This window comes from Streptomyces sp. NPDC058198 (assembly GCF_042882605.1).
In the GTDB taxonomy this organism is placed as follows: domain Bacteria; phylum Actinomycetota; class Actinomycetes; order Streptomycetales; family Streptomycetaceae; genus Streptomyces.
Genome location: NZ_JBHVVP010000002.1, coordinates 213,790 through 234,417, shown reverse-complemented (window position 1 = coordinate 234,417; position 20,628 = coordinate 213,790). Strand labels below are relative to the sequence as shown.

Genomic DNA, 20,628 nt, shown 5'->3' with positions numbered 1-20,628 from the left:
GAAGCTGCCGCGCTGGGGAAGCGATGGGGAGACGCGCATGGATGTCACACAGCAGGAATCGACTGCGAGAGCGAGAGAGCTCCAGCGGAGCTGGTACGGAGAGCCGTTGGGGGGTTTGTTCCGTCGTCTCATCGATGACCTGGGCCTGAACCAGGCCCGGCTCGCCGCGGTGCTCGGATTGTCCGCCCCGATGCTCTCCCAGCTCATGAGCGGTCAACGCGCGAAGATCGGCAATCCCGCGGTGGTCCAGCGGGTCCAGGCGCTGCAGGATCTGGCGGGCCAGGTGGCCGACGGCAGCGTCAGCGCCGGCGAGGCCACGGACCGGATGGAGGAGATCAAGAAGTCGCAGGGCGGCTCCGTCCTCACCGGCACCAGCCAGACGACGAACAGCTCGGGTGCGCCGACCGTGCGCAGGGTGGTCCGCGAGATCCAGTCCCTGCTGCGGTCGGTCGCGGCGGCCGGCGACATCATCGATGCCGCGGAGTCCCTCGCCCCGACCCAGCCCGAACTGGCAGAGTTCCTCAGGGTCTACGGCGCCGGGCGCACCGCGGAGGCGGTCGCCCACTACGAGGCGCACCAGAGCTAGGACTGGACCTGGGGCAGGGGCGGCAGGCCGCCGGACGAGACGACTGGGAGCGGGCGCGGCGCAATGGGTGAGGTCTTCGCGGGGCGGTACGAGCTGATCGACCCGATCGGACGGGGTGGTGTCGGCGCCGTCTGGCGTGCCTGGGACCACCGTCGCCGACGCTATGTGGCGGCGAAGGTCCTCCAGCAGAGCGACGCGCACACGCTGCTGCGGTTCGTCCGTGAGCAGGCGCTGAGGATCGATCACCCGCATGTCCTCGCCCCGGCCAGCTGGGCCGCGGACGACGACAAGGTGCTGTTCACCATGGATCTGGTGAGCGGCGGGTCGCTGGCGCACGTCATCGGCGACTACGGGCCGCTGCCACCCCGTTTCGTCTGCACCCTGCTCGATCAGCTGCTGTCCGGTCTGGCCGCGGTGCACGCGGAGGGGGTCGTGCACCGCGACATCAAACCGGCCAACATCCTGATGGAGGCCACCGGAACGGCGCGGCCCCATCTGCGCCTGTCCGACTTCGGTATCTCCATGCGCAAGGGCGAGCCGCGCCTGACGGAGACCAACTATGTGGTGGGGACGCCGGGTTACTTCGCACCCGAGCAGATGATGGGCGCGGAGCCCGACTTCCCGGCCGATCTCTTCGCGGTCGGGCTCGTCGCCCTCTATCTGCTGCAGGGTCAGAAGCCCGACTCCCAGGCCCTGGTCGAGTATTTCGCCGCACATGGCACCCCGGGAGCGCCGCAGGGCATCCCCGAGCCGCTGTGGCAGGTCCTGGCGGGCCTGCTGCAGCCCGACCCGAACGCGCGCTTCCGTACAGCCACGGGCGCCCGTAAGGCGCTGACAACGGCCGTGGAGCTGCTTCCCGAGCCCGGCGCCGATGACGAGCCGGTCGAGATCTTCGACCAGATCGGGCCGCTGCCTTCCGCGTTCGGCCCGTCCGGTCCCGTCACGGATCCGCAGCCGGGTGGCCGGCCGGCGGACCCGCACACCGACCCGCGCGCGGCTCAGCGGGCCGACGGCCGGCCGACGGGACAGCGGCCTTCCTCCCCCACAGCCTCCACAGCCGCCTCCATGTCGGAGACGGGCAGCTTTCATCTCCCCCCGCCGCCGGACCGGCAGCAGGTATCCGAGCAACAGCAGCCACACCCGCAGCAGGGGCATGGGCAGCACCAGCCTCCCGCCCTGCCGCACCCGGCGCAGCCGCACTCCTCCCCCACCTCGATGTCGGCGCATCCGGTCTCCCCCCTTCCCTCCACACCCGCCGACCTGTCCCACGCTCAGACGTCGGCGGTACGGCACGATCACGCTCTCACTCGTCCATACACCGCTCAGCGCCCGCAGGTTCCCGCCCAGCAGCCGGTTCCGCGCCCGCAGGCGCCGGCCCGCCACTCCGCGCGAAAGCGACCGGGACCGCCCCCGAAGGTGGCGGTCCCGGTGCTGCTGCTGGCGCTGGCCTGTTTCGCGGTGGGCATCTGGGCGCTGACCCAGACCTGAGCACGACCCCGATCCGGGCCCGCGCGGCATGCCCCGCGGGCTGTGCCCCGCGCTACCAGCCGGAGGGTGGCGGCCCGTACTGGTGCGTCGGCCGAGTCGGTGCGTCGGCCGGCCCCTGCCCGGGTAGCTGCCCCTGGCCCTGATCCGGTCCCTGCGACTGCCCGGTCCCCTGGTCCGCGCGCCGCCGTGCGAGCAGCGTCCATACCCCGAGCCCGAGCACCAGCACCGTGCCCGCGCCGATCCCGGCCGCCGCGACCAGCTGCATCGTGTCGCTCCGCGCCACGTCCGCGCCGCTCTGCCCGTTCGAGGCGTCGTCCAGCTTCTCGGGGGTCACGGTGAAGTCGCCGGCCGGGCCCGCGTACCCGGGCCCGCTCCTGGCCTGGCCCTTGACGTTCACCCGCAGCGTCAGCCCGTACGGCTTCGCACCGAACTTCTCGGCCACCTCGGGATGGAGGCTGACCCGCAGGTAGTACCAGCCCGCGAACCGCATGTCCTTGTCGCCGGTACTGAACCCGAAACGGTTCTCGTACGCCACCGGCGGCAGCGGATCGAGGGCCGTCGTCTTCTGCTTGCCGTCGTACGACACCGAGTCGCTGCTGTCCACGAGCCCCCGGGCCGGGTTGTACAGGGACACGGCGAACGCGCCGCTCACGAACCCCTCCCCGTCGGAGCTGCCCAGGTCGGCACTGGCGTAGAGCTGCTGTCCCCAGTCCACCGGCACCCGGTAGAAGAGCGATGCGCCCGGCTCGATCTTCGCCGTCCACTCGCCCTGCGCCAGCCCCTTGGCGTCGTAGAAGCTGGTGCCGCCCTCGCGCACCCGCGGTGCGCCGCCGACCGGCACGGGGGAGGCGCTGGGCCAAACCGACGGCGCCTGGGTGGGCCCGGCCTCCTTCAGCCCGGGCTCGGAGACATGGCGGATCTCCAGGTCCCACGGGTCGGGGGTCGAGCCGGCCTCACTGGTCCGCTCGATGACGACGAAGTACGGACCTTCCTCCTGGCAGGAGTACGCGCCCTTCTCGATCAGCCGGTAGGCGTAGGCCGCGAGCGGCCGGGGATACTCGCCCGACGTGCCGAACCGCGCGTCGTTGGAGCTGCAGTCGTTGCCCTGGCGGTTCTGCAGCGAGACTTCGATCTTGTCCCCGAAGGCAACCTTCGTGCCCAGCTTCGGCACGGCCACCGCGGACACATAGGCGTTCGTCTTCGCGTCGAGGTCCAGCCGGTAGATGAGCTTGCCGCCAGGACCGATCGAGTCGCGGTAGGTGGAGCCAGGGTCCAGCGGCTTCGCGTCGCTCGTGGTCGTCGCTCCGGTGATCTGCTTCGCCTCGGGCTGGAAGACATAGGGGTTCGGCTCCCCGGCCGCCCATGCCTGCCCCGGCAGGGCCACCATCGCGCACATCGCCGCCGCCCCGGCCAGCGCGACCCGGCCCCTGCTGCGCTGCCTCTTCACGCGCTTCCCCTCGTCGTCTCGGCCGCCCCGCGCCGGTCGTGGCGCCGGTCCATCCTGCCCCGGCGGTCCCGTCGCTGTCTGCGCGCCCATCCGAATAACCCCGCATGTCCGCCTCGCGACATTCACTCATGCAAGCGAATACTTCACACAAGCGAATCAATGGAAGAGGCCGTCACCGTGTCACAAAAACACGGGACGGCACGAAGCCCTCGGACAGCACGAAGCCCCGGCCGCTCGGCGGCCGGGGCTCGCATTCGGACTGCTGCGTCTCACACACCCGTACCTGCGGGCACGGAGTCGGTCGCCTCCGTCCACAGATCCTGCTCGGCGCGATCCGCCTGGATCTGGCGGTACACGAGGAGCCCGCCGATGGCGGCCAGTGCGACCAAGAGAAGCTTCTTCACCGCGCGACCTCGTCTTTCCTTGACGTAGGGGACTTCTGGCGCCCGACTATACACACCGACCGATACCGATCGGTGACCTGCCCGCGACCCAACTCCGGGCTTCACCAGGGCGAAAGAACAGCCGATCTGAAGAACTGCGGAATGCAGTCGGCCCGCACGGATGCTCTCCGTACGGGCCGATTGTCGCGGTGGGGCTAACAGGATTTGAACCTGTGGCCTCATCCTTATCAGGGATGCGCTCTAACCAACTGAGCTATAGCCCCGCGCTGCCCCTGAAGATTAGCGCACTTCAGGGCCAGCCCCAAAATCGATAGCCGACCCTCACTCGTCCTCGGCGAGCGTGAGCTCAACACCGCCCACGAAGCCCGCCGACAGGTTGTAGATGAAGGCTCCGAGCGTCGCCAGCGCGGTGGCCAGCACCACATCGATCACCGCGATGACCGAGGTGAAGATGAGCACCCGCGGCAGCGACAGGAACGACTGCAGATCGAACCCGTTGCTCTCGTTGGAGCCCGTGGCCTCGCTGATCGTCCCGCCGACTGTCGAGAAGACGCCCATCGCGTCCATGACCATCCACAGCACCGCGGACGCGATGACCGTGCACACACCCAGCGCGATGGAGAGCAGGAAACTGACCTTCATCACCGACCACGGATCGGCCTTCGCCACCCGCAGCCGCGCCTTACGGGTACGCGGTGTCGTCCGCGCCCCCGTCCGCGGCCGGCGCACCGCCGAAGCCGCGGCACCCGGGTCAGCCATGGGACCGGCCGGAGCCGCCTGCTGCTGCCCGGCAGTGCGCTGTTGACCCTGCTGGCCGCCCTGCGTCCCCGCGCCCTGCGGCGAGGGATACGCCTGCGGCGGATGGTACGGCTGAGCAGCCTGCTGCGACTGGTCAGATCCGTACGTCTCGTACGGGGGCTTGTGCCCCCGGGTATCGGTCACCGTTACCCCCTGGGAGTCCGTGGCAGGGCCACGAGCACCGTTCCCTCCGGATTCGGCCGATCCGGCGCCCGTGGCTCCACTCACGCTCTACTCCTCGTGCTCCCCGGCCGAGGACTTGCTGCCCTCGGCAACCTCAGCCGTACCGGCCTCTTCGGTCCCCGGGGCATCGGTCCCGTCGACCTCTTCAGCCTCGCGGCCCGCCTCGGCATTGCGTGCGATACCGACGACGGCATCGCGCTTGCCCAGGTTGATCAGTTGGACGCCCATGGTGTCACGGCCCGTCTCCCTGACTTCGTTGACTCGCGTGCGAATCACACCGCCGCCGAGGGTGATGGCCAGAATCTCATCTGTCGCCTCGACCACCAACGCGCCGACGAGAGAACCACGGTCCTCCACAATCTTGGCAGCCTTGATGCCGAGGCCACCACGACCCTGGACGCGATACTCGTCGACGGCGGTCCGCTTCGCATACCCGCCATCGGTAGCAGTGAACACGAACGTACCGGGCCTGACGACATTCATCGAGAGCAGTTCGTCGCCGTCGCGGAAACTCATCCCCTTGACACCCGAGGTGGCACGCCCCATCGGACGCAGCGCGTCGTCCGTTGCGGTGAACCGGATCGACTGGGCCTTCCTGCTGATGAGCAGAAGGTCGTCCTCCGCCGACACCAGCTCGGCGCCGATCAGCTCGTCATCGCCGCCCGCCTCCGTCTCCCGGAGGTTGATCGCGATGACACCGCCCGCGCGGGGGGAGTCGTAATCCTTGAGCGGGGTCTTCTTCACCAGACCCGCCTTGGTGGCCAGGACCAGGTACGGCACGGCCTCGTAGTCGCGGATCGCCAGGATCTGGGCGATCTTCTCGTCCGGCTGGAAGGCCAGCAGGTTGGCGACGTGCTGGCCGCGCGCGTCGCGGCCGGCGTCGGGGAGCTCGTACGCCTTCGCCCGGTACACCCGGCCCTTGTTCGTGAAGAACAGCAGCCAGTGGTGCGTCGTCGAGACGAAGAAGTGGTCGACGATGTCGTCTTCCTTCAGCTTCGTGCCGCGTACGCCCTTGCCGCCGCGCTTCTGCGAGCGGTAGTCGTGCGTCTTCGTACGCTTCACATAGCCGCCACGCGTGATGGTGACGACGATGTCCTCCTCGGCGATCAAGTCCTCCATGGACATGTCACCGTCGAAGGGCACCAGCTTCGAACGCCGGTCGTCACCGAACTTGTCGACGATGACCGTCAGTTCGTCACGGACGATCTGACGCTGCTTCTCCGGCGAGGCCAGGATCGCGTTGTACTGATCGATCTTCTGCTGCAGCTCGTCGTGTTCCGCGACGATCTTCTGCCGCTCCAGAGCCGCCAGCCGGCGCAGCTGCATCTCCAGGATCGCGTTCGCCTGGATCTCGTCGATCGTGAGCAGCCCCATCAGGCCCTCACGCGCGATCTCGACCGTGTCACTGCGCCGGATGAGCGCGATGACGTCGTCGATCGCGTCGAGCGCCTTGAGCAGACCACGCAGGATGTGGGCCCGCTCCTCGGCCTTGCGCAGCCGGAACCTCGTCCGCCGGACGATGACCTCGATCTGGTGCGTCACCCAGTGCCGGATGAACGCGTCCAGGGAGAGCGTGCGCGGCACCCCGTCGACCAGCGCCAGCATGTTCGCGCTGAAGTTGCTCTGCAGATCGGTGTGCTTGTACAGGTTGTTCAGTACGACCTTGGCGACCGCGTCCCGCTTCAGGACGACGACCAGCCGCTGGCCCGTACGCGAGGACGTCTCGTCGCGGACGTCCGCGATACCGCCGACCCTGCCGTCCTTGACCAGGTCCGCAATCTTCTGCGCGAGATTGTCCGGGTTGGTCTGGTACGGAAGCTCCGTGACCACCAGGCACTGGCGGTTCTGGATCTCCTCGACCTCGACCACCGCGCGCATCGTGATCGAGCCACGGCCCGTGCGGTACGCCTCCTCGATGCCCTTACGGCCCACGACCAGCGCACCGCTCGGGAAGTCCGGCCCCTTGATCCGCTCGATCAGCGCGTCGAGCAGCTCCTCGTGACTGGCCTCCGGGTGGTCCAGCGCCCACTGGGCACCCGCCGCCACCTCCCGCAGGTTGTGCGGCGGGATGTTCGTGGCCATACCGACGGCGATACCCGCCGAGCCGTTGATCAGAAGATTCGGGAACCGCGCCGGCAGGACCGTGGGCTCCTGGTTACGGCCGTCGTAGTTGTCCGTGAAGTCGACGGTCTCCTCGTCGATGTCCCGGAGCATCTCCATCGACAGCGGCATCATCTTGCACTCGGTGTACCGCATGGCCGCGGCCGGGTCATTGCCCGGAGAACCGAAGTTGCCGTTGGAGTCCACCAGCGGCATCCGCATCGACCACGGCTGCGCCAGCCGGACCAGGGCGTCGTAGATCGAGGAGTCGCCGTGCGGGTGGTACGTACCCATGACGTCACCGACGACGCGGGCACACTTGTAGAAGCCCTTCTCGGGCCGGTAGCCGCCGTCGTACATCGCGTACAGCACGCGCCGGTGGACGGGCTTGAGACCGTCCCGTACGTCCGGCAGCGCGCGCGACACGATGACGGACATCGCGTAGTCGAGATACGAGCGCTGCATCTCCGTCTCGAGCCCGACCGGCTCCACACGCATCGCCAGACCGTCCACCGCCTCGACGGTGTCCTGGGCGACAGGGGTGCCGGGCGTTCCGGGAGTGCCGGAGGTGTCGGCGTTTTCGGGGGTGTCAGGGGTGTTCTCGTCGGCCATTGCTGGTCAGTTTTCCTTTCGGCCTTTTCGAATCCGTCAGCTGAGACCGACTCAGATGTCGAGGAAGCGGACGTCCTTGGCATTGCGCTGGATGAAGGACCGCCGCGCCTCGACGTCCTCGCCCATCAGCACCGAGAACAGATCGTCGGCCTGGGCCGCGTCGTCCAGAGTGACCTGGCCGAGCACGCGGTGGTCGACGTCCATCGTGGTGACCCGCAGTTCCTCGGCGTTCATCTCGCCCAGGCCCTTGAAGCGCTGGATCGAGTCCTCGCGGATCCGCTTGCCGTTCTGCTTGCCGAGCTCGACCAGGGCGTCGCGCTCCCGGTCGGAGTACGCGTACTCGAAGTCGTCCCGGCCCCACTTGATCTTGTAAAGCGGCGGACGCGAGAGATATACGTGCCCTGCCTCGACCAGCGGCCGCATGAAGCGGAAGAGGAACGTCAGCAGCAGCGTGTTGATGTGCTGGCCGTCGACATCGGCGTCCGCCATCAGGATGATCTTGTGATAGCGGAGCTTCTCGATGTCGAAGTCCTCGTGCACACCGGTGCCGAACGCCGAGATCAGCGCCTGGACCTCGGTGTTCTGCAGGATCTTGTCGATCCGCGCCTTCTCGACGTTCAGGATCTTGCCGCGGATCGGCAGAATCGCCTGATACATCGGATTACGGCCCGACTTCGCCGAACCACCGGCGGAGTCACCCTCGACGATGAAGATCTCGCACTTCGAAGGGTCGTTCGACTGGCAGTCACTCAGCTTGCCCGGCAGCGACGCGCTCTCCAGCAGGCCCTTGCGGCGGGTGAGATCGCGCGCCTTACGGGCCGCGACCCGGGCCGTGGCGGCCTGGATCGACTTACGGATGATGTCCGCGGCCTCGTTCGGATTGCGGTCGAACCAGTCCGTCAGGTGCTCGTGGACGACCTTCTGGACGTAGGTCTTCGCCTCGGTGTTGCCCAGCTTGGTCTTCGTCTGACCCTCGAACTGGGGCTCGCCCAGCTTCACCGAGATGATCGCCGTCAGACCCTCGCGGATGTCCTCGCCGGTGAGATTGTCATCCTTCTCGCGCAGCAGCTTCTTCTCGCGCGCGTACCGGTTGACCAGGCCCGTCAGCGCCGCCCGGAACCCTTCCTCGTGCGTACCGCCCTCATGCGTGTGGATCGTGTTCGCGAACGAGTACACACCCTCGCTGTACTGGGCGTTCCACTGCATCGCGATCTCGACCGAGAGCATCCGGTCCCGGTCCTCGGCCTCCACGTCGATGACCGTCGGATGGATCAGCTCACCCTTGCGCGAGTTGAGGTACTTCACGAAGTCGACAATGCCGCCCTCGTAGTAGTACTTCACCGTACGGACCAGTTCCTCGTCCGCCTGCTCGACCGGGTCCGTGCCCGCGACGTCAGCGCCCACGACGGCCTTCGCCGACTCGCGCTCGTCGGTCAGCGTCAGCGTCAGCCCCTTGTTGAGGAAGGCCATCTCCTGAAAACGCCGCGACAGCGTCTCGAAGGAGTACTCCGTCGTCTCGAAGATGTCCGGGTCGGCCCAGAACGTCACCGTCGTACCCGAGTCGGACGTCTCCTCGTTACGGACCAGCGGCGCCGTCGGCACACCGAGCTTGTAGTCCTGCGTCCAGCGGTAGCCGTCCCGCTTGACCTCGACCGCGACCTTCGACGACAGGGCATTGACGACCGAGACGCCGACGCCGTGCAGACCACCGGAGACGGCATACCCGCCGCCGCCGAACTTGCCGCCCGCGTGCAGCACCGTGAGCACGACCTCGATGGCCGGCTTGTTCTCGGACGGCACGATGTCCACCGGGATACCGCGACCGTTGTCGATCACCCGCACCCCGCCATCGGCGAGGATCGTGACGTCGATGGTGTCCGCGTGCCCGGCCAGGGCCTCGTCGACAGAGTTGTCGACGACCTCGGTCACCAAGTGATGCAGCCCACGCTCACCGGTTGAACCGATGTACATGCCTGGCCGCTTACGGACCGCGTCCAAGCCCTCCAGCACAGTGATGGCACTGCCGTCGTAGGAGGCGGTCACCTCGCCGTGCTCACCAGTGGCAATGGACGGAGTCTTCTCAGGGGGGTTGCCGGAATCGGCCACGAAGCGCCCTTTCTGGCACAGCACAGGCCGTTTCCGAGCAAGCGGGAGCGGCTGCGTCGTTCGGCTTGTGTCGACGTGTCCCGCAAGCACAGCGGGATTTGCAGCCAGTCTACCGGTAGCGCCGACCCGAATGGGGGTTTGCCGGTACCTGAGTCCGCATGTGCCGCCCTGAATGAGCGCCTCCCGACTCCCCATATTCAGGAAGGGGCTCCAGGAGGCTCACACGGGCGTTGAGCGCTTCGTCCTGTCAACCTCCCGCTACGGTGAGGGACGCCTCACTCTCCTCAGCCGCATTCCCCGGTCATCGCGCCGCGCGCGAGAGGACGGACAGAGGGAGGAGACAGGCCCGGAGCAGGCATGGGAGACCCGGCGCACAGGCGGCTCAGGGCCCCCGTCACAGCCGTACGGAACCCAGCGGGGCGCGACGGACAGGCCAGGCGCGAGCCCGCCCTCCGTCAAGGCGAACCCCCCACCATCAGCCGTACGTGTCCCCCGAACCCTTGCTTCCCGGCGCCCGCAGCCGCCCGAACCGCTGCGGCGGCCCCCCGGGCCCCAGCACCTTGATCACCCGTACGGTGCCGTGCCCCAGATCCTCGTTCAGCCGGGCCACCAGCCGCGGCGCCAGCAACCGCAGCTGCGTCGCCCACGCCGTCGAATCGCACTGCACCGTCAGCACCCGCTCGTCGTTGCCGTCGTCGTACCGCTGCGGCACACAGTGCTTCGCCACGTCCTCGCCGACGATCTGCGGCCACCGGCCCATCACACCGCCCACGGCGGCCGGCGTCTCCCAGCCCCGCTCCGTGATCAACCGGTTGATCGCCGCACCCAGCGGCAGCGGATCACGGCCATCGGCCCGCGCCCCGGAACGCAGCCCGCCACCCCGCCTGGCCTGCTTCTTCTGCTGCGCCGCCGCGCCACGCGCCCGCGCCTGCTCCTTCGCCGCACGCAACGCGACCCGCGCCAGATCCACACCCGACGACTCGACAGGCCCCGCCGCCCCGGCCCCTTCGGGCAGCTCGGCGGGCGGCTCCGGCCGGTCTGATCCGCCCAGCCTCCCCAGGCCGCTCATACGCGCTCCACAGCGCCGTCGGCGACCACGCACCGCGCCCCCGCCAGCACACCCGGCACGTCATCGTCCACCGCCGCGGTCACCAGCACCTGCTCACCCGGAACCACCAGCTCCGCGAGCCGCTCCCGCCGCCGCGCGTCCAGCTCGGCGAACACGTCGTCCAGCACCAGCACCGGCTCATTGCCCTCGGCACGCAGCAGGTCGTACGAGGCCAGCCGCAGGGCGAGCGCATAGGACCAGGACTCGCCATGACTGGCGTACCCCTTCGCCGGCAGCTGCCCCAGCTTGAGCACCAGATCGTCGCGGTGCGGACCGACCAGCGTCACCCCCCGCTCGACCTCCTGCTTGCGCACACCCACCAGGGCGGCCAGCAGCTGTTCGTACAGCTCATCGCGCGTATGCGCGGCCTCACCCGAGGCATCCCCGGATGCCTCACCGGCCGAGGAGCGGTACTCCAGCAACACCGGACCGCCCCCGGGCGCCAGCTGCTCGTACGCCTTGTCCGTCAGCGGCTGCAGCGTCGCGATCAGTTCGACCCGCCGCGCCAGCAGCTCCGCCCCCACGCGCGCCAGATGCTGGTCCCACACATCCAGCGTCGAAAGATCCATCCCGCGGCCGCCGTGCCGCCGCGCCATCGCCGCCGACTTCAGCAGCGTGTTCCGCTGTCGGAGGACCCGGTCGTAATCCGACCGCACCCCCGCCATCCGGGGCGACCTCGCCGTGATCAGCTCGTCGAGAAACCTGCGCCGCTCACCCGGATCACCCTTCACCAGCGCCAGATCCTCCGGCGCGAACAGCACGGTCCGTATGATCCCCAGCACATCACGCGGTCTGACCTGCGAGGACCGATTGATACGCGCCCGGTTCGCCCGGCCCGGATTGAGCTCGAGCTCGACCAGCTGCGAACGCTCGCCCTGGGTGACCGCGGCCCGGATCACCGCACGCTCCGCGCCCATCCGCACCAGAGGCGCGTCCGACGACACCCGGTGGCTGCCGAGGGTCGACAGATAGCCGACCGCCTCGACCAGATTGGTCTTCCCCTGCCCGTTCGCCCCGACGAACGCGGTGACGCCCGGATCGAGCGGAACCTCGACCCGGGCGTACGACCGGAAGTCGGCCAGCGACAGATGCGTGACATGCATGGGTGTACGCCGGCCTTCCCCGGTCAAGCGTTACTTCTTCTCAGGCGTTACTTCTTCGACTCGACCGCGTGGCCGCCGAACTGATTGCGCAGCGCCGCGACCATCTTCATCTGCGGCGAATCGTCCTGCCGGGACGCGAACCGCGCGAACAGAGAAGCGGTGATCGCGGGCAGCGGCACCGCGTGGTTGACGGCCGCCTCGACCGTCCACCGGCCCTCGCCGGAGTCCTCCGCGAAGCCCCGCAGCTGCTCCAGGTGCTCGTCCTCGTCCAGGGCGTTGACCGCCAGATCCAGCAGCCAGGAACGGATGACCGTCCCCTCCTGCCAGGAGCGGAAGACCTCACGGACATCAGTGACCGAGTTGACCTTCTCCAGCAGCTCCCAGCCCTCGGCGTAGGCCTGCATCATGGCGTACTCGATGCCGTTGTGAACCATCTTGGCGAAGTGGCCCGCTCCGACCTTGCCGGCGTGCACGGAGCCGAACTCGCCCGCGGGCTTGAGCGCGTCGAAGATCGGCTTCACCTTCGCCACGTCATCCGGAGTGCCGCCGTACATCAGCGCATAGCCGTTGTCCAAGCCCCAGACGCCGCCGGAGACGCCGCAGTCGACAAAGCCGATGCCCTTGATGCCCAGCTCCACCGCGTGCTTCTCGTCGTCCGTCCAACGGGAGTTCCCGCCGTCCACCACGACATCGCCGGGAGACAGCATCGCCGCCAGCTCATCGATCGTCGCCTGGGTCGCGGCCCCGGACGGAACCATCACCCACACCACGCGCGGACCCTTGAGCCGGTCCACCAGCTCCTGGAGGGTGTGCACATCGGCCAGGTCCGGATTGCGGTCGTATCCGATGACGGTGTGGCCCGCGCGGCGAATGCGCTCGCGCATGTTGCCGCCCATCTTGCCGAGACCGATGAGACCGAGCTCCATCAGGCGTTCCTTAAGCGTTGAAGCGATTCGTACCCGGGGCCGAGCCTACGCCCGGACCCGGCTACTCACCTGCGGGGTCAGCCGCTCAGCCGAACCGGCATGATCAGGTACTTGTATGCCTCGTCAGCCTCCGCGTCGACGGCGGGCCTGCCGCTGAGCAGCGCCGGCTTCGTGGACGTCGTGAAGGAGAGCTGGGCGACCGGGGAGTCGATCGCGCTCAGGCCGTCCAGCAGGAAGGTCGGGTTGAAGGCGATCGAGATGTCGTCGCCTTCGAGCTGCGCGTCGACGCGCTCCACAGCCTGTGCGTCGTCGCTGGAACCGGCCTCCAGGATGAGTACACCCTGCTCGAAGCTGAGCCGCACCGGGGTGTTCCGCTCGGCCACCAGAGCCACACGCTTGACGGCCTCGACGAACGGGCCGGTCTCGATCACCGCGACCGAGTTGAACTCGGTCGGGAAGAGCGTGCGGTACTTCGGCAGGTCGCCTTCGAGCAGCCGCGTGGTCGTGCGCCGTCCGGCCCCCTCGAAACCGATCAGCCCCTCGCCGGCGCCCGCCCCGGAGAGCGCCAGGGTGACCGTGTCACCGCTGGTGAGCGCCTTGGCGGTGTCCAGGAGCGTCTTGGCGGGCACCAGAGCGACCGCGGAGATGTCCGGGGACTCCGGCTTCCACAGGAACTCACGGACCGCGAAGCGGTAGCGGTCGGTCGAGGCCAGGGTGACCGTGTCGCCCTCGATCTCGATGCGGACGCCGGTCAGCACGGGCAGCGTGTCGTCCCGGCCCGCGGCGATGGCGACCTGGGAGGCGGCGGAGGCGAAGACCTCACCGGGGACGGTGCCGGTCGCCGTGGGCATCTGCGGCAGCGCCGGGTACTCGTCCACCGGGAGGGTGTGGAGCGTGAAGCGGGAGGAGCCGCAGACCACGGTCGCCCGTACACCGTCTGTGGAGATCTCGACCGGGCGGTTGGGCAGCGCCCGGCAGATGTCGGCGAGCAGTCGGCCGGAGACGAGGACGGTGCCGTCCTCCTCGACCTCCGCGTCGACCGAAACCCGCGCCGAGACCTCGTAGTCGAAGCTGGAGAAGCTGAGAGCGCCTTCCTCCGCCTTCAACAGCAGGCCCGCAAGGACGGGCGCCGGCGGACGGGCCGGAAGGCTGCGGGCCACCCAGGCCACTGCCTCCGCGAGTACATCGCGCTCCACCCGGATCTTCACCGGAACCGCCTCCTGCTGTTGCTCGCTCGCCCTGCTGGCCTTCGTCGTCGGCTGTGATGCCGGGGACCAGTCTGACGTACGGCACCGACAGTCGGCGCGGCCGTGGGTCAAGTCGACGCAACGGGGGCCGGGCGCTCCAGCGGCGAGTTGTGCACAGGCCCTGCTTCGAAGCAGATTCCCCGTTAACTCTGAGTGGTAGTAGTAGTAGGGCCTGTGGAAACCGTGGATAACGCCATCCGCGCAGGTCAGACCCGTTTTTTTGTCCACCGACCCTGTGGGTGAAGCCCGTGGACAACTCGCTCTTTCTGTGGACGGCCGAAAGTTCTGCACAGCCGATGCACAGGACAGGGGTACTTCTCCCCAGACCTGTCCCCAGCTTTACCCAAGTTCCCCACAGCCCAACCGGGGTCCTTGGTGTGACGCCTTTCACTCGACTCAGCGATCCCGCGCGTTTCGTTGCCGAACAGTGGACAGGGTTGTGGACAGCCTGTGGGCAACAGCACCAGGCTTGTGGGCCGTCGGTGGACAACTGACCCGCTGCCCTGTGGAAGACTTTTCCATCCACAGTCTGTGGAGCACCGGGACTCACAATTCCACAGGGTGCTGACCTGGCCTGATGTCATTTTGGCGGGTCTCCCTGTGGACACAGTCTGGACAACTTCGCCATCCCCAGGCTGTGGATAGAAGAGCGCCGGACAATCTGTGGAGAAGTCCTCCGCGCCGCCATGTATTCGAACAGCGATGACGTGGCACCGACCTGCCGACGGGGTCGCCGCGGGGCCCGCGGCATGACGAAGGCGCCCCGGGACCGTCTCGGACGGTGTCCCTGAGCGCCCTCAGCAGGCCAGGCGCCGGCTGTGTCAGCCGTTCTTGATGCGGTTCGTGAGCTCGGTGACCTGGTTGTAGATGGAACGCCGCTCGGCCATCAGCGCGCGGATCTTCCGGTCCGCGTGCATCACGGTCGTATGGTCGCGGCCGCCGAACTGCGCACCGATCTTCGGCAGTGAGAGATCGGTGAGCTCGCGGCAGAGGTACATCGCGATCTGGCGTGCCGTCACCAGCACCCGGCTCCGTGAGGAGCCACAGAGGTCCTCCACCGTCAGACCGAAGTAGTCGGCGGTCGCCGCCATGATGGCGCTCGCGGTGATCTCCGGGGCCGCGTCCTCGCCGCCCGGGATCAGATCCTTGAGCACGATCTCGGTGAGGCCGAGGTCCACCGGCTGCCGGTTGAGCGAGGCGAACGCCGTGACCCGGATGAGCGCGCCCTCCAGCTCGCGGATGTTGCGCGAGATACGGGAGGCGATGAACTCCAGCACCTCGGGCGGGGCGTTGAGCTGTTCCTGAACCGCCTTCTTGCGCAGGATCGCGATGCGCGTCTCCAGCTCCGGCGGCTGTACGTCGGTGGTCAGGCCCCACTCGAAGCGGTTGCGCAGCCGGTCCTCCAGGGTGATCAGCTGCTTGGGCGGCCGGTCCGAGGACAGCACGATCTGCTTGTTGGCGTTGTGGAGCGTATTGAAGGTGTGGAAGAACTCCTCCTGGGTCGACTCCTTGCTCGCCAGGAACTGGATGTCGTCGACCAGGAGGATGTCGACATCGCGGTAGCGCTTGCGGAAGGTGTCGCCCTTGCCGTCACGGATCGAGTTGATGAACTCGTTCGTGAACTCCTCGGAGCTGACGTACCGCACGCGCGTGCCGGGGTAGAGGCTGCGCGCGTAGTGCCCGATGGCATGGAGCAGGTGGGTCTTGCCGAGCCCGGACTCCCCGTAGATGAAGAGCGGGTTGTACGCCTTCGCCGGCGCCTCGGCGACGGCGACCGCCGCCGCGTGCGCGAACCGGTTGGAGGCGCCGATGACAAAGGTGTCGAAGAGGTATTTGGGGTTGAGCCGGGCATGGGGCTCGCCGGGCCCGGGCGCTGGGGCGGGCTGTGCGCCCAGCGGTCCCGTCGCTCCGCCGCGCGGACCGCCGTTGTGCCCGCCGCCGTGATGCGGTGACGGGGGCTCCTGCAGATCATGCCGGTCCTGGTGCTGTTCGTACGGCGAACGCTCGGAGCCCTGGGGCTGCCGGTAGTCGTGCTGCGGCTGCTGCGGGCGGGCGGTGGCGTACGGGTCGCGATCCTGGTAGCCGCCGAGCCTGGGCTGCTGCCAGGACAGGTCTTCCTGGGTACGCGGCCAGGCGCCGGGGTCGGGCCGCTGCTGCTGGTAGTCCGGGTACGCGGGGCGTACCGAGGGCATGCCGTCGTCCGAGGGGCGGTGTCCGTAGCTGTCGTATGTATCGCTCTGCCGCGGCTCGTCGTGCTGCGGGCCCTGGTAGCGGTGCTGCTGGGGCAGCGGAGGGGCCGGCGGGGTGGGCTCGGCGGCGGAGTCGTCGACGGTGATGGCGATCCGGATGGGCCGGCCGCATTCGTGGCTCAGGGTCTCGCTGATGAGGGGGGCCAGGCGGCCTTCGAGGACGCGTTTGCCCCATTCGTTGGGGACGGCGAGGAGCGCGGTGTCGGCGACCAGGGCGAGGGGCTGGCAGCGTTCGATCCACTGCTTGTCCTTGGGCTCGATGCCCTGGTGGCCCTCCCTGAGGAGCTGCTCCAGCACTCGTGGCCACACTGCGGCAAGATCGGCAGGTACATCAGCCACAAGGCACGCTCTCTCGCAGGTCCCACGAATGTGTGGTTCTCGGGACGGGGTGGGAAGACCGGCAGGAAAAGAATCCGGAGTTCAGTCAAGGTAGTCAGGCCGACCCGCGCGGTTCAAGTTGTTGTCCACAGCCTGTGCACAATGGAGCCCGGCGCTGAGCTGGTTTGACCGGATGGCGTAGCCGCGCGTACCGTGACCAGGTCGAGTTGTCGATGGCTGCTGCCGCCTGCCTCCGATGGGCAAAGATCACGAACTGTGATTGTGAAGCGGTGCGCTCGGGCGTACACGCGAGCTACTCGTGGGCGCACGGTGACAGCCAGGCGATGTACCGCCATCTCTCACACACATTTTCTGGAGCCCCCGAGTGAGCAAGCGCACCTTCCAGCCGAACAACCGTCGTCGCGCCAAGACCCACGGGTTCCGGCTGCGGATGCGTACCCGTGCCGGCCGCGCGATTCTCGCGTCCCGCCGTGACAAGGGTCGCGCCCGTCTGTCCGCCTGATCGCCTGACAGCCAACAGGTCATGACGTGCTGCCTACCGAGAATCGGCTGAGGCGGCGCGAGGACTTCGCGGCCGCGGTACGCCGAGGACGCCGGGCCGGACGCCCGCTCCTTGTCGTCCATCTACGCAGCGGTGCAACGGACCCGCACGCGCCTGGGGAGAGCGCTTCCCTGTCGCGTGCGGGTTTCGTCGTGAGCAAAGCCGTGGGTGGAGCTGTCGTGCGTACGCGGGTGAAGCGGAGACTCCGTCATCTGATACGTGACCGACTGCCCGAGCTGCCCCCCGGTAGCCTGGTTGTCGTACGGGCGCTGCCCGGGGCGGGTGACGCCGACTATGCACAACTGGCCCGAGACCTGGATGCCGCTCTTCAGCGGCTGCTGGGAGGGGGCACGCGATGAAGTACCCGCTGCTGGCTCTGATCAAGCTGTACCAGTGGACGATCAGCCCGCTTCTCGGGCCTGTCTGCCGGTACTACCCGTCGTGTTCGCACTACGGATATACGGCCATCGACCGACATGGCGCGGTGAAGGGCACGGCGCTGACCGCCTGGCGCATTCTGCGGTGCAATCCGTGGTCGCCGGGTGGTGTGGACCATGTTCCACCACGTAAACGCCCGCGTTGGCACGAACTGCTGCGCAACGCGTTGCGCAGCAGTAAGGGCGGGCACTCCGCCGCTGGCGTGCCTTCCGGGGGATCGGCCCCCGACACCCCCAGTCCGGCCGCAGAGACCTCGCCCAATGCTCAAGGAGCCTGATTAGTGGACACGATTGCCAGTCTCTTCAGCTTTATCACCACACCTGTTTCATGGGTCATCGTCCAGTTCCACTCGCTGTACGGGACGATCTTCGGCCCGGATACGGGCTGGGCCTGGGGGCTGTCCATCGTGTCCCTGGTGGTACTGATCCGGATCTGTCTGATCCCGCTTTTTGTGAAGCAGATCAAGTCGACCCGGAACATGCAGGTGCTCCAGCCCAAGATGAAGGCGATCCAGGAGCGCTACAAGAACGACAAGCAGCGTCAGTCCGAAGAGATGATGAAGCTGTACAAGGAGACGGGTACCAACCCGCTCTCCTCGTGTCTTCCCATCCTGGCGCAGTCGCCGTTCTTCTTCGCCCTGTACCACGTGCTCTCGAGCATCGCGAGCGGCAAGACGATCGGTGTCATCAACCAGGGGCTGCTGGACAGCGCGCGTCAGGCGCATATCTTCGGTGCCCCGCTGGCCGCCAAGTTCACGGACAGCAGTGACAAGGTGGCGTCCCTGCACGCCACGCTGACCGATGTGCGGGTCGTCACCGCGATCATGATCGTCCTGATGTCGGCGTCGCAGTTCTACACGCAGCGCCAGCTGATGACGAAGAACGTCGACCTGACGGTCAAGACGCCGTACATGCAGCAGCAGAAGATGCTGATGTACATCTTCCCGCTGATCTTCGCCGTCACGGGTATCAACTTCCCCGTCGGTGTGCTCGTCTACTGGCTGACCACCAACGTGTGGACCATGGGCCAGCAGATGTACGTGATCAACCAGAACCCGACTCCGGGCAGCAAGGCTCAGGACGCGTATCTGCAGCGTCTGCTGAAGACCATCTCCTCGCGCGACGAGGTGCGCTCCCGTCGTAAGCGCAACATCGTCCAGGCGATCGTGGCCAAGGGCCCCGACCGCAATGACAATGAGCGCAAGTTCATCACGGGTCTGGCGAAGGTGGGTCTGGCGGCGCAGGCCGACGGCACGGTGGTCAAGAGCGACACGGCCGGTGCCGAGGCCGAGGCCGGCGGCGCGGCGAGGCGGCAGCAGCCGAAGCGCCAGACCAAGGCGAAGCGGCAGGCCGCCGCTGCCCAGCCGGTTACGGACAAGCCGGCACAGGACTCCGAGGCAGCCGGGGATGCGGCCAAGACCTCGCTGGTGAAGAAGGACGAGCCGCAGGACACCACGTCCAAGCCGTCGGGCAAGCCCGCCGCCGGTTCCGCACGCCAAGCCAAGTCGGGGCAGCGTAAGGGCCAGCAGCGGCCCAAGCACCCGTCCAAGAAGTAAGAAGGAGTCCATCCGTGACGGAAGGCACCATTTCCGCCGACGCCGAGTCCGCCGCCGAGGAGGGCGACACCCTGACCCGCCTGGAGCAGGAAGGGGAGATCGCGGCCGACTACCTCGAAGGTCTGCTCGACATCGCTGATCTCGACGGCGATATCGACATGGACGTCGAGGCCGACCGGGCCGCGGTCTCGATCATCAGCGACTCGGGTGGCCGGGATCTGCAGAAGCTTGTGGGACGTGACGGCGAGGTGCTGGAGGCGCTTCAGGAGCTGACGCGGCTCGCCGTGCATCGTGAGACCGGGGACCGCAGTCGGCTGATGCTGGACATCGCGGGCTTCCGGGCCAAGAAGCGCACCGAGCTCGCCGAGCTGGGAGCCAAGGCCGCGGACGAGGTGAAGAGCACCGGTGAGCCGGTGAAGCTGAACCCCATGACGCCCTTCGAGCGGAAGGTCGTGCATGACGCGGTCGCGGCCGCGGGGCTGCGCAGTGAGTCCGAGGGCGAGGAGCCGCAGCGCTTCGTCGTGGTGCTCCCTGCCTGACCGGTCCATCGCTTTTCGGCCCCGTCTGTTTCGCAGGCGGGGCCGAGCTTTGTCAGCCTGATAGTCAGCCACCAGATGGTGGTTCGGTATGGAAGGACGGTTCCCGTGACGGAGACAGCAGAGCTTCCCCCTGCACCGGAAGAGGCACGGACTGTTTTCGGTGAGTTCTTTCCAGAGGCTGTCCGCTACGCGGAGCTGCTGGCGGACGCGGGAGTCAAGCGCGGTCTGATCGGCCCACGTGAGGTGCCGCGGCTGTGGGAGCGGCATCTGCTGAACTGCGCGGTGCTCTCCGAGGTCGTGCCCGAGGGTGTGATGGTCTGCGATGTCGGCTCCGGTGCCGGGCTTCCGGGGATTCCGTTGGCGCTGGTTCGGCCGGACTTGAAGATCACCTTGCTGGAACCGCTGCTGCGGCGGACGAATTTTCTTCAGGAAGTGGTCGAGCTGCTGGGCCTGGACCATGTGACGGTGGTGCGTGGCCGGGCCGAGGAGGTCCTTGGCACATTGCCGCCGGTGCATGTGGTCACGGCGCGTGCGGTGGCTCCGCTGGATCGCCTGGCGGGCTGGGGGGTGCCTCTGCTACGTCCGTACGGCGAGATGCTGGCGCTCAAGGGCGACACGGCCGAGGAAGAGGTCAAGGGGGCTCGCGCCGCACTGAGCAAGCTCGGTGTGGTGGAGGCTTCGGTGCTGCACGTCGGCGAGGGCATCGTCGATCCGCTGGCCACGGTGGTGCGGGTGGAGGTCGGGGAAAGCCCCGGCGGGGTGCGGTTCGCGGCGAAGCGGGCCAAGGCCGCCCGAGTGGGCCGTGCGAGGCGGCGCCGCTGAGCCGTACAGTCCGTACTGCCTATCAATGGTGCTCCAT

Annotated in this window: 18 protein-coding genes and 1 tRNA gene; 8 read left to right on the top strand and 11 right to left on the bottom strand. The window is 67.9% G+C overall.

Annotation, left to right across the window (positions count from 1 at the left end; all coding sequences use genetic code 11):
- Positions 1–37: 37 nt before the first annotated feature.
- Positions 38–586 carry a DNA-binding protein gene (locus ACFVWW_RS09550; RefSeq protein ID WP_384178356.1) on the top strand — a complete coding sequence of 183 codons (549 nt, stop codon included), beginning with the start codon at positions 38–40 and terminating at the stop codon, positions 584–586.
- Positions 587–649: 63 nt separating this feature from the next.
- Positions 650–2,074 carry a protein kinase gene (locus tag ACFVWW_RS09545; protein WP_386877031.1) on the top strand — a complete coding sequence of 475 codons (1,425 nt, stop codon included), beginning with the start codon at positions 650–652 and terminating at the stop codon, positions 2,072–2,074.
- Between the two features lie 52 nt (positions 2,075–2,126).
- Here the strand turns inward: ACFVWW_RS09545 and ACFVWW_RS09540 are convergent, their stop codons facing one another.
- From ACFVWW_RS09540 to dnaA, 11 genes are all read right to left on the bottom strand, one after another.
- Complete coding sequence (locus ACFVWW_RS09540; protein WP_386877029.1) at positions 2,127–3,521, bottom strand: hypothetical protein; 1,395 nt, start codon at positions 3,519–3,521, stop codon at positions 2,127–2,129.
- Between the two features lie 269 nt (positions 3,522–3,790).
- Entirely contained in the window at positions 3,791–3,925 is a 135-nt protein-coding gene (locus ACFVWW_RS09535) for a DLW-39 family protein (RefSeq protein ID WP_219852833.1), read from the bottom strand.
- A gap of 189 nt (positions 3,926–4,114) precedes the next feature.
- Positions 4,115–4,188: transfer RNA gene (locus ACFVWW_RS09530), tRNA-Ile, on the bottom strand.
- A gap of 58 nt (positions 4,189–4,246) precedes the next feature.
- On the bottom strand, positions 4,247–4,951 hold the full coding sequence (locus ACFVWW_RS09525) for a DUF3566 domain-containing protein (protein WP_384178346.1): 705 nt from the start codon (positions 4,949–4,951) through the stop codon (positions 4,247–4,249).
- Positions 4,952–4,954: 3 nt separating this feature from the next.
- Positions 4,955–7,618, bottom strand: coding sequence for a DNA gyrase subunit A (gyrA, locus tag ACFVWW_RS09520; RefSeq protein WP_386877026.1), 2,664 nt, complete (start codon positions 7,616–7,618; stop codon positions 4,955–4,957).
- A 51-nt stretch (positions 7,619–7,669) separates the two neighbouring features.
- Positions 7,670–9,748: a DNA topoisomerase (ATP-hydrolyzing) subunit B gene (gyrB, locus tag ACFVWW_RS09515; RefSeq protein WP_384178339.1), complete on the bottom strand. Its 2,079-nt coding sequence runs from the start codon at positions 9,746–9,748 to the stop codon at positions 7,670–7,672.
- Positions 9,749–10,199: 451 nt separating this feature from the next.
- On the bottom strand, positions 10,200–10,793 hold the full coding sequence (locus tag ACFVWW_RS09510; protein ID WP_386877024.1) for a DUF721 domain-containing protein: 594 nt from the start codon (positions 10,791–10,793) through the stop codon (positions 10,200–10,202).
- Positions 10,790–11,935 carry a DNA replication/repair protein RecF gene (gene recF / locus ACFVWW_RS09505; RefSeq protein WP_386877022.1) on the bottom strand — a complete coding sequence of 382 codons (1,146 nt, stop codon included), beginning with the start codon at positions 11,933–11,935 and terminating at the stop codon, positions 10,790–10,792. Before recF ends, ACFVWW_RS09510 begins: the two co-directional genes overlap by 4 nt.
- Positions 11,936–11,982: 47 nt before the next feature.
- Positions 11,983–12,861, bottom strand: coding sequence for a phosphogluconate dehydrogenase (NAD(+)-dependent, decarboxylating) (gene gnd / locus ACFVWW_RS09500; protein ID WP_384178330.1), 879 nt, complete (start codon positions 12,859–12,861; stop codon positions 11,983–11,985).
- A 77-nt stretch (positions 12,862–12,938) separates the two neighbouring features.
- Complete coding sequence (dnaN, locus tag ACFVWW_RS09495; RefSeq protein WP_384178327.1) at positions 12,939–14,069, bottom strand: DNA polymerase III subunit beta; 1,131 nt, start codon at positions 14,067–14,069, stop codon at positions 12,939–12,941.
- 860 nt (positions 14,070–14,929) lie between these two features.
- Positions 14,930–16,696, bottom strand: coding sequence for a chromosomal replication initiator protein DnaA (gene dnaA / locus ACFVWW_RS09490; RefSeq protein ID WP_386877019.1), 1,767 nt, complete (start codon positions 16,694–16,696; stop codon positions 14,930–14,932).
- 364 nt (positions 16,697–17,060) lie between these two features.
- On the opposite strand from dnaA, the gene rpmH reads away from it, so the two are divergent.
- The 6 genes from rpmH to rsmG all read left to right on the top strand — a co-directional run bounded on the left by rpmH (position 17,061) and on the right by rsmG (position 20,591).
- Positions 17,061–17,198 (top strand): 50S ribosomal protein L34, encoded by a 138-nt coding sequence (gene rpmH, locus ACFVWW_RS09485; protein ID WP_073787211.1) that lies wholly within the window; start codon positions 17,061–17,063, stop codon positions 17,196–17,198.
- A 26-nt stretch (positions 17,199–17,224) separates the two neighbouring features.
- The gene (rnpA, locus tag ACFVWW_RS09480; protein ID WP_384178321.1) at positions 17,225–17,596 is read left to right on the top strand and encodes a ribonuclease P protein component; all 372 of its coding nucleotides are present in this window, start codon (positions 17,225–17,227) and stop codon (positions 17,594–17,596) included.
- The gene (gene yidD, locus ACFVWW_RS09475) at positions 17,593–17,952 is read left to right on the top strand and encodes a membrane protein insertion efficiency factor YidD (protein WP_384178318.1); all 360 of its coding nucleotides are present in this window, start codon (positions 17,593–17,595) and stop codon (positions 17,950–17,952) included. The genes rnpA and yidD overlap by 4 nt, the downstream gene beginning before the upstream one ends.
- A 3-nt stretch (positions 17,953–17,955) precedes the next feature.
- Positions 17,956–19,230 carry a membrane protein insertase YidC gene (gene yidC / locus ACFVWW_RS09470; RefSeq protein ID WP_384178316.1) on the top strand — a complete coding sequence of 425 codons (1,275 nt, stop codon included), beginning with the start codon at positions 17,956–17,958 and terminating at the stop codon, positions 19,228–19,230.
- 14 nt (positions 19,231–19,244) lie between these two features.
- A complete protein-coding gene (locus ACFVWW_RS09465) occupies positions 19,245–19,769 on the top strand; it encodes a protein jag (RefSeq protein WP_384178313.1) in 525 nt (174 codons plus the stop codon).
- 105 nt (positions 19,770–19,874) lie between these two features.
- Positions 19,875–20,591, top strand: coding sequence for a 16S rRNA (guanine(527)-N(7))-methyltransferase RsmG (rsmG, locus tag ACFVWW_RS09460; RefSeq protein ID WP_384178310.1), 717 nt, complete (start codon positions 19,875–19,877; stop codon positions 20,589–20,591).
- Positions 20,592–20,628 lie beyond the last annotated feature (37 nt).

Excerpts from the sequence above, each read along its gene's own strand:
- ACFVWW_RS09550 (WP_384178356.1), top strand. The coding sequence starts at position 38 with ATGGATGTCACACAGCAGGAATCGACTGCGAGAGCGAGAGAGCTCCAG.
- ACFVWW_RS09545 (WP_386877031.1), top strand. The coding sequence starts at position 650 with ATGGGTGAGGTCTTCGCGGGGCGGTACGAGCTGATCGACCCGATCGGA.
- gyrA (WP_386877026.1), bottom strand. The coding sequence starts at position 7,618 with ATGGCCGACGAGAACACCCCTGACACCCCCGAAAACGCCGACACCTCC.
- ACFVWW_RS09510 (WP_386877024.1), bottom strand. The coding sequence starts at position 10,793 with ATGAGCGGCCTGGGGAGGCTGGGCGGATCAGACCGGCCGGAGCCGCCC.
- recF (WP_386877022.1), bottom strand. The coding sequence starts at position 11,935 with ATGCATGTCACGCATCTGTCGCTGGCCGACTTCCGGTCGTACGCCCGG.
- gnd (WP_384178330.1), bottom strand. The coding sequence starts at position 12,861 with ATGGAGCTCGGTCTCATCGGTCTCGGCAAGATGGGCGGCAACATGCGC.
- yidD (WP_384178318.1), top strand. The coding sequence starts at position 17,593 with ATGAAGTACCCGCTGCTGGCTCTGATCAAGCTGTACCAGTGGACGATC.